The sequence below is a fragment of the Marivita sp. genome (genome assembly GCF_022763305.1).
Taxonomy (GTDB): domain Bacteria; phylum Pseudomonadota; class Alphaproteobacteria; order Rhodobacterales; family Rhodobacteraceae; genus Marivita.
In genome coordinates, this window is sequence record NZ_JALEGT010000040.1 from 1 (window position 1) to 16749 (window position 16749).

Sequence of the window (16749 nt, forward strand, 5' to 3'; positions counted from 1 at the left end):
CCAGTCCAGACGCTGCGCCTGCTCCGCCCAGAACCCCTCGGGATCCGACACCGACCGCGCATACATCTCCTCATACCGCCCTGCATCAACATGGGCGTTTTCGACCATCTCCTTGGACGGGGGATAGGTTGTCTCAGTCATGGGTGTCCTCCTCTTTGGTCAAACAAAACCGCCCCCGCCGGGAAATGGCAAGGGCGGCAAAAGTCGCAGAGCATGGGCAATGCCCGTCAGATTGCGAGGTATTCCGCGCGCAGCTGGCTGTTTTCCAGAACTTCGGCCGCCGACCCGTCGAACACGATAGACCCCGTGTCGAGGATGATGGCCCGGTCGGCCAGTTGCAGGGCGCGCACGGCATTCTGTTCCACAAGGATGGTCGTCATCCCCTGTTCCTTGATCACTCGCAGGGTCTTTTCGATCTCGTCCACGATCACCGGCGCCAGACCTTCGTAGGGTTCGTCCAGCAGAAGCACCTTGATGTCCCGCGCCAGCGCACGGGCAATCGACAGCATCTGCTGTTCGCCGCCCGACAGGGTCACGCCTTCCTGGTTGCGACGTTCGCCAAGACGGGGGAACAGGTCGTACAGGCGTTCGATCGACCAGCCGATGGGCGGGGCGATCTGAGCCAGTTGCAGGTTTTCCTCGACCGTGAGGCCGGGAATGATGCGGCGGTCTTCAGGGACAAGGCCCAAACCCACCGATGCCGCCTCATAAGAGGTCATCTTGTGCAGCGGCTGGTGGTCCAGCCAGATCTCGCCGTGGTTCACCTGCGGGCTGTCCATCCGCGCGATGGAGCGCAGCGTTGTCGTCTTGCCGGCCCCGTTCCGCCCGAGAAGGGCGAGAATCTCGCCTTCGTGCACGTTGAACGAGATCCCCTGCACGATGTAGCTCTCGCCGTAATAGGAATGCATGTCCCAGACCGACAGAAAGGCGGGTGCCGTTTCGGCCTGGTTGGCGTTCTTCGAAAAATCTGGTCTGACGTTCATGTCTGTGTCCTCGCTGTGGGAGGGGCGGGCAGCGCCCGCCAAATGGGGTTACGCGGCTTCGCCGAGATAGGCTTCCTTGACCTTCGGATGGCCCTTGATGTTCTCGGGCGTGTCCTCGACCAGGGGCGTGCCCTGCGCCAGAACGGTGATCCGTTCGGCCAGAGAGAACACCACATGCATGTCATGCTCGATGATCGCGATGGTGATGTTGCGCTTTTCCTTGATCTCTTTGAGCAGGTCGATGGTGTTGTTGGTGTCGGCCCGCGCCATGCCCGCTGTCGGCTCGTCCAGCAGCAGAAGCTTGGGGTTCTGAACAAGGCACATCGCCATCTCGAGGCGGCGTTTGTCCCCGCGCGACATGGAGGCGGAATGCATGTTCCGCTTGTCGAGCATGTTCACCTCGTCCAGCATGTGTTCGGCCTGATCGCGCAGCTCGGCTTCGCTCATCACAGACCGGATGCCGTGCAGGGCGAAGGACCCATCCCGCTTGGCAAAGCAGGGGATGAGCATGTTTTCCATCACCGTCAGATCGCCGAAGATCTCGGGGGTCTGGAACACGCGGGAAATGCCCATCTGGTTGATTTCGAACGGAGTCCGGCCCAACACGCTCTGCCCGTCGAACATGACCGATCCGGTGTCCGGGATCAGCTTGCCGACAAGGCAGTTGAGCAGAGTGGACTTGCCTGCGCCGTTCGGGCCGATGATGGCGTGGCAGGTGTTTTCCGCCACGCTGAGGTTGACCTTGCCCAGGGCCTGAAGGCCACCGAACCGCTTGTTGACGTCTTTGACTTCGAGAATACCCATCTGTCCGTCTCCTTATTCCGCAGGCTCGGTGGTTGCGTTCTTGGGCTGGGACGCCTTCTTGCGGCCGAACAGCCCGGCGAGTTTCTGGCCACCTTGAACGAGGCCACCCGGCAGGAAGATCACGACGAGCATGAACACGATGCCCAGCGTGAGGTGCCAGCCCTTGCCGATGAACGGATAAATCATCGTGACCACGAGGTCTTCAAGCCCATCGGGCAGGAAGGCGAACCAGGTGTGCAGGATGTCGGCGTTGATCTTGGAAATGATGTTTTCCATGTACTTGATCAGACCAGCCCCCAGGACCGGGCCAATGAGCGTGCCCACGCCCCCGAGGATGGTCATGAGAACCACTTCGCCCGACGCCGTCCAGAACATGCGTTCGGCACCGGCAAGCGGGTCCATCGAGGCCATCAGACCTCCGGCCAGACCGGCATACATGCCCGAGATCACGAAGGCCGCCAGCGTGTAGGGACGCGGGTTCAGGCCGGTGTAGTTCAGGCGCTGCTGGTTCGACTTGATGGCCCGCAGCATCATCCCGAAAGGCGAACGGAAGATGCGGATCGACAGGTAGAACGCTGCCAGCATGATGATGGCGGCGAAGTAGTAGCCGACATTGAAGGTGAACACCCAATTGCCCAGCACCAGCTCGGTGCTGTCGCGCATTTCCAGACCAAAGAAGCCCGGTACGGGAATGTTGCCTTCGGCCGTGGTGGAGCTGCCGAAGATGCGCGGGTCGTCCAGGGCCAGCTGAAGGCCCGTTTCGCCGCCGGTGATCGGCGTCAGAACCGAATAGGCCAGCGCAAAGGACATCTGCGCAAAGGCAAGTGTCAGGATCGAGAAGTAGATGCCCGACCGACGCAGGCTCACATAGCCGATGATCAGCGCGAAGATGCCTGCGGTGATGACCGCAAGGATGATCGCCGGAAGCACGTTCATGCTGAGCAGCTTGAACATCCAGACGGCGGCGTAGGACCCCACTCCGAGGAAGGCGGCGTGACCGAAGCTGAGATAGCCGGTCAGGCCGAAGAGGATGTTGAAGCCGATGGCGAAGATCCCGAAGATCACGAAGCGCTGCATCAGGTCCGGATAGCCTGCGTTGAACTGCGCCATCGCCGAGCCTTCGGGGAAGGGGTTGAGCAGGAAGGGCGCGAAGGCCACCAGCACTGCCACGATCAGCAGGAGGGATGCGTCTTTTTTGTCCAGTCCGAACATGGATCAGTCCTCCATCACGCCCTTGCGACCCATCAGGCCACGCGGACGCGTCAACAGAATAATGATGGCGACAAGGTAGATGACCACCTGGTTGATGCCGGGAATGATGTCGATCACTTCGCGCATCGACGCAAAGCTTTCGAGGATGCCCAGCAGGAACCCGGCCAGAACGGCGCCGGGCAGGGAGCCCATGCCGCCGACCACCACCACGACGAAGCTCAGGACAAGAAAGTCCATGCCCATGTGGTAGTTGGGCGAGTTGATCGGGGTATACATCACACCGGCCAGACCTGCGACCGCAGCAGCCAGACCGAACATGATGGTGAACCGTTTGTCGATGTTGATGCCCAGCAGGCCCACGGTTTCACGGTCTGCCATACCGGCACGGACGACCATCCCGAAGGTGGTGAACTGCAGGAAGGCGAAGACGGCACCGATGATGATGGCGGCGAAGGCAAAGTATACAAGGCGCCAGTATGGGTAGATGATCTGGCCGGCCTCGAACCCGATCAGCGCACCGAAATCGAACGATCCGACAAAGGCCTCGGGGGCCGGTGTCGGGATCGGGTTGGCCCCATAGTAGTACTTGATGATTTCCTGAAGCACGATCGCCAAGCCGAAGGTCACGAGGATCTGGTCGGCATGCGGGCGCTTGTAGAAGTGCTTGATCAGGCCACGTTCCATGATCACGCCGATCAGGATCATCACCGGGATGGCGAAGAAGATCGACAGCGGAACGGCCCAGTCGATGATCGCATCACCGGTTGTCTGACCGAACACGTCGTACACATACGGCACCTCGACCTTGAGCGGATTGCCCAGAAAGTCGGTGCGTGTCTCGTCGATGACGGTATGGCTGAGTGTCAGCAGCTTGCTGAGGGTCACGGCGCAGAAGGCACCGATCATGAACAGCGCGCCGTGCGCGAAGTTCACAACGCCCAGCGTGCCGAAGATGAGTGTCAGGCCCAGCGCGATCAGCGCATAGGCCGAGCCCTTGTCGAGCCCGTTGAGAATTTGCAGGATTATGGCGTCCATTGCCCCACCCTTTGCGGTCAGAAGTGTGGAAGTACAGACAGCCCGTCACGCAACGGGCTGGAGAAGGGATGAGGCGGGCCCTTGCGGCCCACCTCGAAGAACAAGGGCTTATGCGCCGTTGTTGCAGGTCCCCAGCGCACCACCGGCGAACTGCGGGTGATCCGGAGCATATGTGACCTGATCGACGGGGGTGACTTCCACGACTTCGAGAAGGTCGAACTCGGAGGTCGGGTTTTCTTTCCCGCGCACAACCAGAACGTCCTTGAAGCACTGGTGGTCTTCGGCACGGTAGAGGGTCGGACCGTTGCCCAAACCATCGAACTCGAACCCTTCGAGCGCTTCTGCCACGGCGCAGGGCGCGAACGAGCCAGCCCGTTCCACGGCATCTGCGTAGAGCATCATCTGGCAGTACACGGTGTGCGCCGCCTGCGACGGCGGGAACCCGTACTTGGTGCCGAAGGACTGGACGAACGCCTTGGAGCCGTCATCCTGCAGCGACCAGTGCCAGTTCGTGGAGCCGAAGATGCCCTTCACGTTTGCGCCGGCACCCTTGGCCATCAGGCGCGAGTAGAGCGGAACGACGATTTCGAAGTTCTTGCCGTTGACGACACGGTCACGCAGGCCGAACTGCACCGCGTTGGTCAGCGAGTTCACCATGTTGCCGCCGTAGTGGTTCAGAACCAGAACGTCTGCATCGGACTGCAGAACCGGCGTGATGTAGGACGAGAAGTCGGTCTGCGTCAGCGGTGTCAGAACGGTGCCGACGGTTTCCCAGCCCATCGCCTCGGTCGAGGTGCGGACGGCTTCTTCGGTGGTGTAACCCCAGTTGTAGTCTGCGGTCAGGTGATAGGCCTTGCGGTCTGTGCCGTAGTTGGCGGCCAGCACCGGAGCGAGGGCTGCACCGGACATGTACGAGTTGAAGAAGTGACGGAAGCCGTTGGCCCGCTTGTCCTTGCCCGTGGTGTCGTTGGAGTGGGTCAGACCCGCCATGAAGATGACGCCTGCTTCCTGGCAGAGTGCCTGCACGGCCACGGCCACGCCCGAGGACGAGCCGCCTGTGATCATGATGGCGCCGTCTTTTTCGATCATCGACTTGGCCGATGCGCGCGCGGCGTCGGATTTCGTCTGGGTGTCGCCGGTGACGTACTCGACCTTCTTGCCGAGGATGCCGTTGCCCTGAAGCGCCTTCGACGAGAAGGTGTTCATCATGCCGCCATCGCCTTCACCGTTCAGGTGTTCGACAGCAAGCTCGTAGGCGCGCAGCTGATCGGCGCCTTCGTCTGCGTAAGGGCCGGACTGGGGGACGTTGAACCCCAGAGTAACGGTTGAACCCGTCGGTGCGTTCGTAAAGCCGCTTTCCTGTGCGCGCAGATAGGTGGGCAGAACAAGACCTGCGCCTGCGACAGCACCTGTCTTGAGCACGCCGCGACGTGTCAGGTTGCCTTTGGACATATAATCCTCCCAATGTCTTTAAGGGTTCGGCGGGGTTCCTCCATCCGCCAAGACCGCACATATGTGCAAAACGATTATCGGCTATGCGTGGAAAACATGGCAATAAGCGCTTTGCGTTAAACGTTTTTTCTGTCAAAAAATGAACAGTGCATTGCAGAAATATGTAAATTTCTTTTTTCTGCGGTGCGGAAACGGATTGATTCAGCACGGGAAATTTGCATGCCCCGCGACACTCTGACAGGCAGCCGGATCCGGGAGCGCCGCGTGATGGCGGGGCTCAAGCAGTCCGAACTGGCCAAACGTGCGGATATTTCGCCTTCCTACCTCAATCTGATCGAGCACAATCGTCGAAGAATCGGCGGGAAGTTGCTGGTCGATATCGCCCATGCTCTCGGGGTGGAACCGGCGTTGCTGACCGAAGGGGCGGAGACTACGCTTCTTGCCACCCTGCGCGAAGCGGCGAGCGCTGCCGACATGCAGGAAGCGGAATTCGTGCGAGTCGAGGAATTTGCCGGCCGCTTTCCCGGCTGGGCTGCCCTTCTGGCCGAAACCCAGAACAAGGTCGAAACGCTCCAGCGCAGCGTCGAGGCCCTGACCGACCGCCTGACCCATGATCCGCATCTTGCGGCATCCCTGCACGAGATGCTGTCCACCGTGACAGCAATCCGCTCGGCTGCGTCGATCCTCGCCGAACCGGGCGATATCGAACCGGAATGGCAGCGGCGCTTCAATCGCAACATCTATGAGGACAGCGCACGCCTCGCCGACACCAGCCGCAGTCTTGCACAATATCTTGAAGAGGCGGACTCGGAAGCCTCCGAGACCAATGCGCCGCAGGACGAATTGGATGGCGTGTTTCAGAAGTCGGGCTTTCACCTCCCGGCCCTTGAGATCGCGTCGGCCCGTGTCGAAGACGTTGCCGACGAGTTGGGGCAGGGACTGTCTCATGCGGCGCGCTGGCTTCTTCTTCGTGTTCTGGCGCGCTATCGCACCGATGCCGAGCGGATGCCTCTGGCCGGCTGCGCAGATGTTGTTGCCGCCTCGGGCAGCGATCCGTTTGCCCTGTCCGCACGCTTCGGCACCGACCTTGCGAGCGCGATGCGACGGCTTGCGCATCTGCCCGAAGAGATCCTGCCCGATCCCGTGGGCCTCGCCATCTGCGATGGGTCCGGTGTGACGACCTTTCGCAAGCCGCTTCCCGAATTTCCGCTGCCGCGTCTTGGGGCGGGATGTGCGTTCTGGCCGCTCTACCGCGCGCTGGCGCGGCCGATGATGGTGCATGTCGAGGTGATGGAACAATCCGCACGCGCTGCGGCGCGTCATCGCGCCTATGCCATCTCTCAGCCCACAGGGCCTGCCCGCCCGGGCGAAGACGTGCTCTTCGAAAGCCACATGCTGATCGTTCCCGAACCCAAACGGGACGGGTCCGAAAAGGTCCGCGAGGTGGGCCTCACCTGCCGGATTTGCCCGCACCCGTCCTGCGAGGCGCGACGTGAACCATCGATCATGGTGGCCTCGGCCCCGCGGAAGCTTTGACACATTGCACGCAACTCGTAATAGTTTATCCAAGCTGGCCTAAAATAACGGCAAAAGCCGATCGGCCAGATGCGGCACGGGGGAGGGCACGCATGTCCGGACAGGTTCTGTTGATTGAAGACGAACCCAATATCATCGAAGCGATCAGCTTCATCCTGTCTCGGGACGGATGGACGGTCAAAACACACTCGAACGGCGCCGATGCGGTCGAGATGGTCAAGGCCCGCAAGCCGGATGTCCTGATCCTCGACGTGATGCTGCCGGGCAAAAGCGGGTATGACATCCTGCGCGAGTTGCGCGAAGACCCCGAGATCAACGGTCTGCCCGTCCTGATGCTCACCGCGCGCGGCCAAAGCAAGGACCGCGAGATTGCAGAGCGTGCGGGCTGTGATGCCTTCATGACCAAACCTTTCTCGAATGCGGACGTGCTCGAAACCGTGAGAGCGCTTGCCGCAAAATGAGCGACCGTGCCGACAGGCCCGGTGCGCCAACCGTCTTTCATGAACGGCGTACCTATCGTCGCCGCCGTGTCATGGACGCGGCGCGGGTTGCCCCGATCCTTGCGCTGATCCTGTGGACGATCCCGCTGATCTGGCCGCAATCGGGTGAAGGCACCGTCAGCAGCGCCACCGCCCTCATCTACATCTTTCTTGTCTGGGCGGGGATCATCTTGCTGACAGGGGCCCTGTCCCATCTTCTGGCCGACGAGGTGGACGAGCCGCCGGATCCGGAGCCATGAGCACGCTCAATCTGCTGGTCGCGGTTTGTACGGCCTATGTGTGCTTTCTGTTCCTTGTGGCCTTCGTCGCTGATCGCCTTGCCATGCAGGGCAAGAAAGCCTGGCTGAGATCGCCGCTTATCTACACATTGTCCCTGTCAATCTATTGCACCGCTTGGACATTCTACGGGGCAGTCGGTTCGGCTGCTCGCAACGGGTTTGAATACCTGACCATCTATCTGGGTCCGACCATTGTGATGGTCAGCTGGTGGTGGCTTCTGCGCAAGCTGATCCGCATCGGGCGGACCCAGAAGATCACCTCAATCGCCGACCTGATCTCGTCGCGCTATGGCAAGTCCAGCCTGTTGGCCGCCGGTGTCACGATCCTCGCGGTGATCGGCACAACACCCTATATCGCGCTGCAGCTTCAGTCCGTAACCCTGTCCTTCTCGGTCTTCGCGGCGCAATCGGACGGACTGGCCGGTCAGGATCAGGCCCGCGTGGCCTTGTGGCTTTCGCTGGGACTGGCCCTTTTTACCGTCCTATTCGGCACCCGCAATCTCGACGCCAAAGAGCGGCATGACGGGGTCGTGATGGCCATCGCCGTCGAGGCAGTGGTCAAGCTGGTCGCCCTTCTGTCGGTGGGCATCTTCGTGGTCTGGGGTGTCTCGGGTGGCCTGACGGATGCACTGAACCAGATCGACGCATCCGAATTCGGCGAATGGCACACGGATCGAAGCCGCTGGGCCGGGTTGATCTTCCTGTCTGCGGCCGCCTTTCTCTGCCTGCCGCGCACATTCCAGGTGCTCGTGGTGGAAAATGACGACGAGAGCCATCTGCGCACCGCAAGCTGGGCTTTCCCGCTGTATCTCTGTCTCATCAGCCTTTTTGTCGTTCCCATCGCTGTTGTCGGGCTCGACATCATGCCGGAAGGATCGAACCCGGATCTCTTTGTTCTGACAGTCCCTCTGGCGCTGGGGGAAGACGGATTGGCGATGCTCTCCTTTCTCGGCGGGTTCAGCTCGGCCACGTCGATGGTGATCGTGGCTGCGATTGCCTTGTCCACGATGGTGTCCAACCACATCGTCATGCCGATCTGGCTGCAACTGCGTCCCAGCGGCGCCAGTGTCTCGGGCGATGTGCGGGCTGCTGTTCTGACGGCGCGGCGCATTTCGATCGTCGGGGTCGTGATGCTGGGCTATCTCTATTTCCGTCTCTCCAGCGGTGGCGAAGCGCTGGCGTCGATTGGCCTTGTGGCCTTCTGCGGTCTGGCGCAGGTCTTGCCGGCGATGCTGGGGGGCATGTTCTGGCGCGGCGCAACGCGCATGGGGGCCTTTGCCGGGCTGACCGCCGGATTCGCCATCTGGCTTTACACGCTGTATCTGCCGAGCTTTGGCGTGGGCACGATCCTGCCGGTGTCTATCGTCGAAAATGGCCTCTTCGGCATGGCGTGGCTCAAACCCGATGCGCTTTTCGGGATCTCCGGGATGGACCAGCTCATGCATGCCCTGCTCTGGAGCATGCTTCTGAACGTTGTCGCTTTTGTGGGGGTGTCGCTTGTGACGTTCCCGTCCCCGCTCGAACGGCTGCAGGCGGCGCAGTTCGTCAACATCTTCGAACACTCCACCAATGCACGCAGCTGGTCGGGCGGTACGGCGCAAACCGAGGATCTGATGGTCATGGCGCAACGCATTCTGGGAGCGGGCGAAGCGCAGGCGCTGTTCCTGCGCCATGCCCGTCGGCAGGGGGCACGCGGCAATCTGCCCGCACCGACGCCGGATTTCCTCGAAGCGCTTGAACGCGAACTGGGCAGTTCGGTGGGTGCCGCAACCGCGCATGCCATGGTGGGCCAGATCACCGGCGGTATGGCGATCTCTGTCGAGGACCTGATGGCTGTGGCGGACGAAACCGCGCAGATGCTTGAATATTCCGCGCGGCTCAAGGAACAGTCCGAGGAACTCAGCCGCACCGCGCTTGAATTGCGCAACGCGAACCAGAAGCTCACACGGCTGTCGATCCAGAAAGACGCCTTCCTCAGCCAGATCAGCCACGAATTGCGCACGCCGATGACGTCGATCCGCGCCTTTTCGGAAATCCTGCGTGACACGGACCAGATGAGTCCGGACGAACAGTCGCGTTATGCGTCCATCATCCATGACGAGGCGCAGCGGCTGACGCGGCTGCTGGACGACCTTCTGGATCTGAGCGTTGTCGAGAACGGGCAGGTCAACCTCAACCTGCGCGACGGCACTCTTCGGGACGCGCTGGACCGTGCGGTCTCAGCTGCCGCGATCGGGGATGACGGGGTACAGCTCATGATCGAGCGGGACACGTCGCGGGAAGACATCGTTCTGCACACCGATCTGGACCGCCTGAGCCAAGTGTTCATCAACCTGATCGCCAATGCACGCAAGTATTGCGATTCCAAGACCCCGCGTCTCGTGATCCGCGTCATGAAGGAAACCGACCGCGTGGTCATTGATTTTCAGGACAACGGGTCTGGCATCGCGCCCGACGCGGTCGACATGATCTTCGAGAAATTCGCGCGGGTCAGTGATCAGAAGGCAGGTGGCGCCGGGTTGGGCCTTGCCATCTGTCGCCAGGTGATGACGCGCCTGGGAGGCTCGGTCGACTACATCCCGGCCTTGCGCGGGGCGAATTTCCGTGTGGTTCTGCCCTATCGCACCGCGATGGCGGCGCAATGATCGCCGGGACACGGTTCTGGTAAACCCTTGGTAACGAATTCAGGCGATAACCGTGCACAAGAGCACGGGGGCGCTGCGTGAACATGGCCGAGGACAACATTGAAACGGTATTGCTGCGCAAGGCCCAGGCGCAGCGCCGGGCGCAGGGCGATGGCGCGTGGTCCTTGCCCAGGGCTTTGGGACGGGCGCTTTCCATCGCCGCCGACGCGCTTTGGGGGCTGACATTGGTGGCACGCACCTCCGGCGACGAAACCCTGTCCGTCCATCGCGCTAGTGCACGCCTCGACGCCGACGCTCTGCTTGTCGTGCTGGAGCATGACAGCGGTCCCTGCGCGCTTGTGGCGCTGGACCGCGAAATCGTGACCGGCTTGATCGACATGCAGACGCTGGGCCGCGTCACGCGTTTTCCCTCCGACGCGCGCGCCTATACGCCGACAGATGCGGCGATGGTCGCGCCGCTGTTGGACGCTGCCCTGCCGCGCTTTGCGTCGATTCTGGCCGCACAGCCTGACATGGCACACTTGCAGACCTATCGCTTCGGCGCGCTGGTCGAGGATGAGGCCGCTGCAGTCCTTGCGCTCGACGCGGAAACCTATCACCTCACCGAGTTCGAAGTCAGTCTGGCACAGGACATGCGCGCGGGTCACATCCTGTTCCTGTTTCCCGAACCGCTGCGCGCGACGGGTCAGGACAGGCCAAGCCAACCCGGCAAACACGAACACGTGCTCAAGCTGGCGCCGGTGCGCATGCAGGCGGTCCTGACTCGGATCCATCTTTCGCTGGATCGGGCTCGGGCGCTGCGTCCCGGTGACGTGCTCACGATTGCGCCACGCGCTGCCACCTCAGCGACGCTTGTCCTGTCCGGAGGGCATGTGGTGGCGCGCGGCAGATTGGGGCAGATGAACGGATTTCGCGCAATCCGCATCGGCGCGGCCGAGAGCACCTTGCACAAACCCGATCCAGGTCCTGCGCCCGAGGCGTCAACGGTGCTGGTGCCTGTTACGGCACCGGCTGCAGTGTCAATGACTTCCGAAGAGTGGGAGGTCGCGCTGACCGATCTGGCCACCGATGCTCCGCCCGCCAGCGATCCGTGACGTGATCAGCGCTGTGCTTCTGCAATCGCCTCAAGGGTGGGGCGAAGACCCGACAGGTCATATCCCGCCCGCGCCACCGTATGAAGAATCTTATCGGCGCTCTGTTCGCCAGCCTGGCTCAGCGCCCAAAGGATCGAACACCGCGTGCCCGAGGCGCAATAGGCCAGAACCGGACCGTCGGAGGATGCAACCAGATCAGCCTGCTGCGCAACGCGGTCCGGGGTCATCGTCTGATGCGTGATCGGCAACACTTCAAAGCGCAGACCGGCTGCCTCCATCGCGATCCGCATCGTATCTGATTGATGCGATGGCGGAACTTCGGCATCCGGGCGGTTGCAGATCACGGTCGTGATGCCCGCCGCCTTGATGGCGGCGGCGTCTTCTGGGTCGATCTGCGGGGACACGTTGTAACGGTCCGTGATGGGGCGAATATCCATGACCGAGATTTACTGCGCCGTCGCGGGCCTGTCCAGCCAAGACCGCAGGCTGGGCATCGCGCTCATCCCGGCAACCATGGCACCCAGGAACACCAGCCCTTCGATCCCGCCATAGCTCAGCGAAGCGATTGCCGGACCGGGGCAGAGACCGACCAGCCCCCAGCCCATGCCGAACAGGACCGATCCCATCACAAGGTTGCGGCCCAGCTTGGGGTCGGGGCGCGGCGGCATGGCATCGCCGGTCAACGCAAAGCGCCGCTTTTCGGCCACGCGCCATGCGATCGCCATCGGGATAATCGCGCCCCCCATGACAAAGGCCAGCGTCGGATCCCAATTGCCGAAGATATCGAGCCAGCCCTGCACCTTGCGGGTGTCGGTCATCCCCGAAACGAAAAGGCCGGCACCGAACAGGCTTCCGGCGAGAAAGGCAAAGAGGTTGCGCATCAGATGACCCCCAACAGATGGCGGAAAAGGACGACGGTCAGACCGCCGGCAAGAATGTAGAACACGGTGGCCACGATCCCGCGCAGCGACAGCCGGGAGATGCCACAGACCCCGTGTCCCGAGGTGCAGCCATTGGCAAGACGCGTTCCGACGCCCACCAGAAGGCCTGCCGCGATCAAGAGGGCGAAGTTGCTTGTGGCGTGGGTGTCCTTCGGCCCTATCGCCATCAAGAGCAGGAAGGGCACAAGTGCCAACCCCGCGAGGAAGCTGACACGCTCCCACAGGGTGCTGCGTCCGCTGCCATCGACAAGCCCGCCGATGATGCCGCTCGCACCCATGATGCGCCCATTGGCGAGCAGATAGACCGCGCCGCCTGTGCCGATCAGCATGCCGCCGACCAGCCCGTAAATCCAATCCGGGTTCATTTCTTTACAATCCGTTCACAGGAACCTTGAGGAAGACCTTGCCGTCCTTGTCCGCAGGCGGCATTTGCCCGGCGCGCATGTTCACCTGCAGCGACGGGATGATCAGTTTCGGCATGGCCAGTGTCGCGTCCCGCGCATCGCGCATCTCGACAAAGCGTTCTTTGGTGGCATCGCCACCGACATGCACGTTCTTGGCCCTCTGTTCGCCCACCGTGGTTTCCCACGCGTAGGTGTCGCGGCCCGGGGCCTTGTAGTCGTGGCCCACGAAAATGCGGGTTTCGTCCGGCAGGGCGAGGATTTTCTGCACCGAGTCGTAAAGCTGTTCGGAAGAGCCGCCCGGAAAGTCGCAGCGCGCTGTGCCGAAATCCGGCATGAAAAGCGTATCACCAACAAAGGCCGCGTCCCCGACCACATATGTCAGGCAGGCGGGTGTATGGCCCGGCGTATGCAGCACGTCGGCGCGCATCTGCCCGATGTGAAAGCTGTCACCCTCGACGAACAACTTGTCGAACTGGCTGCCGTCGCGCTGGAACTCGGTGCCTTCGTTGAACACCTTGCCGAACGTGTCCTGCACGACCTGAATGCGGTCCCCGATCCCGATCTTGCCGCCAAGCGCCTGCTGCAGATAGGGCGCGGCACTCAGGTGATCGGCATGCACATGGGTTTCCAGAAGCCATTGCACGTCAAGGTCGTTTTCCTTGACGAAGGCGATGACGGCATCGGCAGATTTGGTGTCCGTGCGACCCGAGGAATAATCGAAGTCAAGTACACTGTCGACAATCGCGCAGGCGCTGCCCTGCGGGTCCTGCACCACGTAGGAAATGGTGTTGGTGGCGTCGTCGAAAAAACCTGTGACTTTGGGTGTCATGTCTGATCCCTCCTTGCGTGAACAACATATAAAGAAAATTGAATACGTTGCAAGAGGGCTGTCGAAAAAAGTGCATGGCGCGCGCAGCTTTTGCCGGTGTCGGCCTATTTTGCGCTCGAGGCTCCCGCTCCGGTCGGATCCGACAGATAAGCAAGCACATCATTCTTTCCGATTACGCCGATCGGCGTCATGCCTTCCGTCACCGTCAGGTCCGTTTCGCAGCTGACGAGCGTCGTCATCACCTCTTGCACCCGCGCATCGGCATCAACCGTCGGGGCCTGTGGTTCCGGCGTGCCCACGCGCATCACATCGCAGGCGCGCAGCACGCCCAACGGGTTCATATGTTTGACGAAATCGGCCACATATTCATTCGACGGGTTTCGGAAGATCTCTTGAGGCGTCCCGCATTGCACAATGCGCCCACCTTCCATGATGGCGATCCGGTTTCCGATCTTGAACGCTTCGTCCAGATCGTGGCTGACAAAGATGATCGTGCGTTTCAGCCGTTGCTGCAACTCCAGCAACTCGTCCTGCAACTTGGTGCGGATCAGCGGATCAAGTGCCGAGAACGGTTCGTCCATCAGCAGGATCGGCGCGTCCGTTGCAAAGGCGCGGGCCAGACCGACGCGCTGCTGCATCCCGCCGGACAGTTCCGCCACCTTGCGGTCCGCCCAGTCGGTCAGACCCACCAGCGCCAGCTGCTTGTCCACCTGCGCATTGCGTTCGGCCTTCGCTTGGCCGCCCAGTTCGAGTCCAAGCCCCACGTTTTCACGCACACTGCGCCAGGGAAGAAGCCCGAACTGCTGAAACACCATGGCCACATGTCGGAGCCGGATCGTCCGCAGCGTCTCGGCACTGGCATGTGTCACATCGACAAGCCTTTCGCCGTCATGCACCCGAACGCATCCGCGCACGACCGGGTTGAGCCCGTTGACCGCCCGCAACAAGGTGGATTTGCCCGATCCCGAGAGCCCCATCAGTACGAGGATCTCGCCCTCTGCCACGCTGAGCGAACAATCATGCACGCCCAGAACCTGGCCGGTTTCGCGCTGGATCTGCCCGCGATCCTGCCCGGCATCCATCAGCGGAAGGGCAGCCTGTGGTTTGTCCCCGAACACGATGGACACATTGTCGAATTCTACGCGCGATCTGTTCATTTCCTGCGCTCCATCCGCAGCATCCGATCGAGGATGATTGCCACCACGACAATCACGAAGCCACTTTCGAACCCGCGCGCGGTATTGACCTGGTTCAGGGCGCGCACGACCGGAACCCCCAAACCATCCGCACCGACCAGTGCCGCGATCACCACCATCGACAGCGACAGCATGATGGTCTGGTTCAAGCCGGCCATGATCTGTGGCAAGGCCGATGGCAGTTCGACCTTCCACAAGAGCTGGGATTTCGTCGCGCCAAATGCCTCGGCCGCCTCGATCAGGGGCAGGGGGGTGGAGCTTACCCCCAGATGGGTCAGCCGGATCGGTGCGGGCAGCACGAATATCACCGTCGCGATCAGGCCAGGCACCATGCCGATGCCGAAAAACACAATGGCCGGAATAAGATAGACGAATGTGGGAAGCGTCTGCATGAGGTCCAGAACAGGGCGCATCCAGGCATAAAGCCGGGGGCGGTGGGCCACTGCGATGCCGATGGGCACACCCACACCCATGCACACAACACACGCCGAAAGGACAAGCGTCAGGCTTTCGGTCGTTTCCTCCCAATAGCCCTGGTTGATGATGAACAGGAACCCAAGCGCCACGAACAGCGCCACCTTCCAGCTGCGCTGCAGATACCATGTGAGCGCCACGAAGAGCGCGACGATCACCAGCGGATGCGGCGACTGCAGCAACCACAGAAAGCCGTCGATCATCGCTTCGAGCGCATCTGACAGCGCGTCGAAGAAGAATGCGCCATTGCGTTCCAGCCAGTCGAAGGCCGTCCCGGCGACTTGCCCCACCGGGATCTTGTTCTCGGTCAACCAGTCCATCGCAGGTCCCTATCGGTCATGAAAGAAGGGCGGCCCGAAGCCGCCCCGCCGTGTTTACTGAAGCGCGGCCTTCACCGCAGCAACGGCATCGCCACCATCCTTGGTCGTCACGCCATCGAGCCACCCGAGATAGGCGTCGGGATTTGCCTGCAGCCAGGCGGTCGCCGCGTCGCGCGCCTCGGCCCCGTCATTCAGGATCGCGCCCATGATCTCGTTTTCCATGGCCAGCGTGAACTCGAGATTGGTCAGCAGCTTGCCGACATTCGGGCACGCCTCGACATAGCCTGCGGTCGTGTTTGTATACACGGTCGCACCACCAAGGTTCGGGCCGAACCAGTCATCGCCGCCTTCGAGATATGTCATCTCGAAATTCGCGTTCATCGGGTGCGGTTCCCAGCCGAGGAACACAACCGGTTCACCGCGGTCATCGGCACGGGCCACCTGTGCCAGCATCCCCTGTTCCGAGCTTTCGACAACCTCGAACCCTTCAAGGTCAAAGGCATTGGCCGCGATCATGTCCATGATCAGGCGGTTGCCGTCATTGCCCGGCTCGATCCCGTAGATTTCCCCGTCCAGTGCATCGCGCTGTGCGGCGATGGCCGCAAAACTGGTGATCCCCAGATCGGCACCGGCCTTGTTCGTGGCCAGCGTATATTTCGCGCCTTCAAGGTTGGCGCGCACGGTGTCGACCGTGCCTGCGTCGCGGTAGGGCGCGATGTCCGCTTCCATCGTGGGCATCCAGTTGCCAAGGAAAACATCTACATCGCCTTCGGCCAGCGCCGTATAGGTCACGGGGACGGACAGGACCTTGATGTCGGTCTCGTATCCCAGCGCGTCCAGCACAACCGTGGTCGCAGCGGTCGTCGCGGTGATGTCGGTCCAGCCCACATCCGAAAAGGTGACGGTGTCGCAATCGGCAGACACGGCACCGGCGGCACAGATTGCCAGCACGGAAAGTGAAGATTTCATCATGATCAAAGTCTCCCTGACAGAGGTTGGTTTTTTGTTGATTGACGAGTCAATTAAAAACGCCATACGCTCCCGGA

Annotated in this window: 18 protein-coding genes; 5 read left to right on the plus strand and 13 right to left on the minus strand. The window is 61.6% G+C overall.

Features of this window, described 5'->3' with window-relative positions; translation table 11 throughout:
• From MRY75_RS07090 to MRY75_RS07115, 6 genes are all read right to left on the minus strand, one after another.
• Window positions 1-141: acetyl-coenzyme A synthetase N-terminal domain-containing protein (locus MRY75_RS07090; protein ID WP_292306504.1), on the minus strand; the 141-nt coding region annotated here is incomplete at its 3' end.
• Window positions 142-227: 86 nt separating this feature from the next.
• The gene (locus MRY75_RS07095; RefSeq protein ID WP_292306437.1) at window positions 228-983 is read right to left on the minus strand and encodes an ABC transporter ATP-binding protein; all 756 of its coding nucleotides are present in this window, start codon (window positions 981-983) and stop codon (window positions 228-230) included.
• A gap of 48 nt (window positions 984-1031) precedes the next feature.
• Complete coding sequence (locus MRY75_RS07100; RefSeq protein ID WP_292306439.1) at window positions 1032-1787, minus strand: ABC transporter ATP-binding protein; 756 nt, start codon at window positions 1785-1787, stop codon at window positions 1032-1034.
• Between the two features lie 12 nt (window positions 1788-1799).
• Window positions 1800-2999 (minus strand): branched-chain amino acid ABC transporter permease, encoded by a 1200-nt coding sequence (locus MRY75_RS07105; protein ID WP_292306441.1) that lies wholly within the window; start codon window positions 2997-2999, stop codon window positions 1800-1802.
• Between the two features lie 3 nt (window positions 3000-3002).
• Window positions 3003-4034, minus strand: a complete 1032-nt coding sequence (locus tag MRY75_RS07110) for a branched-chain amino acid ABC transporter permease (RefSeq protein WP_292306443.1) — start codon at window positions 4032-4034, stop codon at window positions 3003-3005.
• 108 nt (window positions 4035-4142) lie between these two features.
• Window positions 4143-5486, minus strand: coding sequence for a substrate-binding protein (locus MRY75_RS07115; protein ID WP_292306445.1), 1344 nt, complete (start codon window positions 5484-5486; stop codon window positions 4143-4145).
• Between the two features lie 219 nt (window positions 5487-5705).
• Between MRY75_RS07115 and MRY75_RS07120 the strand changes: the two genes are divergently transcribed.
• From MRY75_RS07120 to MRY75_RS07140, 5 genes are all read left to right on the plus strand, one after another.
• Window positions 5706-7022: a helix-turn-helix domain-containing protein gene (locus tag MRY75_RS07120; protein WP_292306447.1), complete on the plus strand. Its 1317-nt coding sequence runs from the start codon at window positions 5706-5708 to the stop codon at window positions 7020-7022.
• Window positions 7023-7114: 92 nt separating this feature from the next.
• The gene (locus MRY75_RS07125; RefSeq protein WP_292306448.1) at window positions 7115-7483 is read left to right on the plus strand and encodes a response regulator; all 369 of its coding nucleotides are present in this window, start codon (window positions 7115-7117) and stop codon (window positions 7481-7483) included.
• Window positions 7480-7761 carry a hypothetical protein gene (locus MRY75_RS07130; RefSeq protein WP_292306450.1) on the plus strand — a complete coding sequence of 94 codons (282 nt, stop codon included), beginning with the start codon at window positions 7480-7482 and terminating at the stop codon, window positions 7759-7761. Before MRY75_RS07125 ends, MRY75_RS07130 begins: the two co-directional genes overlap by 4 nt.
• On the plus strand, window positions 7758-10445 hold the full coding sequence (locus MRY75_RS07135) for a sensor histidine kinase (RefSeq protein WP_292306451.1): 2688 nt from the start codon (window positions 7758-7760) through the stop codon (window positions 10443-10445). Before MRY75_RS07130 ends, MRY75_RS07135 begins: the two co-directional genes overlap by 4 nt.
• 83 nt (window positions 10446-10528) lie before the next feature.
• A complete protein-coding gene (locus MRY75_RS07140; protein ID WP_292306452.1) occupies window positions 10529-11539 on the plus strand; it encodes a FliM/FliN family flagellar motor switch protein in 1011 nt (336 codons plus the stop codon).
• A 5-nt stretch (window positions 11540-11544) separates the two neighbouring features.
• On the opposite strand, the gene MRY75_RS07145 is transcribed toward MRY75_RS07140, so the two are convergent.
• From MRY75_RS07145 to choX, 7 genes are all read right to left on the minus strand, one after another.
• A complete protein-coding gene (locus MRY75_RS07145) occupies window positions 11545-11976 on the minus strand; it encodes a TIGR01244 family sulfur transferase (RefSeq protein WP_292306453.1) in 432 nt (143 codons plus the stop codon).
• A 9-nt stretch (window positions 11977-11985) separates the two neighbouring features.
• The gene (locus MRY75_RS07150; RefSeq protein ID WP_292306454.1) at window positions 11986-12420 is read right to left on the minus strand and encodes a DUF6691 family protein; all 435 of its coding nucleotides are present in this window, start codon (window positions 12418-12420) and stop codon (window positions 11986-11988) included.
• The gene (locus MRY75_RS07155; protein ID WP_292306456.1) at window positions 12420-12845 is read right to left on the minus strand and encodes a YeeE/YedE thiosulfate transporter family protein; all 426 of its coding nucleotides are present in this window, start codon (window positions 12843-12845) and stop codon (window positions 12420-12422) included. Before MRY75_RS07155 ends, MRY75_RS07150 begins: the two co-directional genes overlap by 1 nt.
• Window positions 12846-12849: 4 nt before the next feature.
• The gene (locus tag MRY75_RS07160) at window positions 12850-13713 is read right to left on the minus strand and encodes an MBL fold metallo-hydrolase (protein WP_292306458.1); all 864 of its coding nucleotides are present in this window, start codon (window positions 13711-13713) and stop codon (window positions 12850-12852) included.
• A 104-nt stretch (window positions 13714-13817) separates the two neighbouring features.
• On the minus strand, window positions 13818-14870 hold the full coding sequence (choV, locus tag MRY75_RS07165) for a choline ABC transporter ATP-binding protein (protein WP_292306459.1): 1053 nt from the start codon (window positions 14868-14870) through the stop codon (window positions 13818-13820).
• A complete protein-coding gene (gene choW, locus MRY75_RS07170; RefSeq protein ID WP_292306461.1) occupies window positions 14867-15703 on the minus strand; it encodes a choline ABC transporter permease subunit in 837 nt (278 codons plus the stop codon). Before choW ends, choV begins: the two co-directional genes overlap by 4 nt.
• Before the next feature lie 54 nt (window positions 15704-15757).
• Window positions 15758-16672 (minus strand): choline ABC transporter substrate-binding protein, encoded by a 915-nt coding sequence (choX, locus tag MRY75_RS07175; RefSeq protein ID WP_292306506.1) that lies wholly within the window; start codon window positions 16670-16672, stop codon window positions 15758-15760.
• Window positions 16673-16749: the final 77 nt, after the last annotated feature.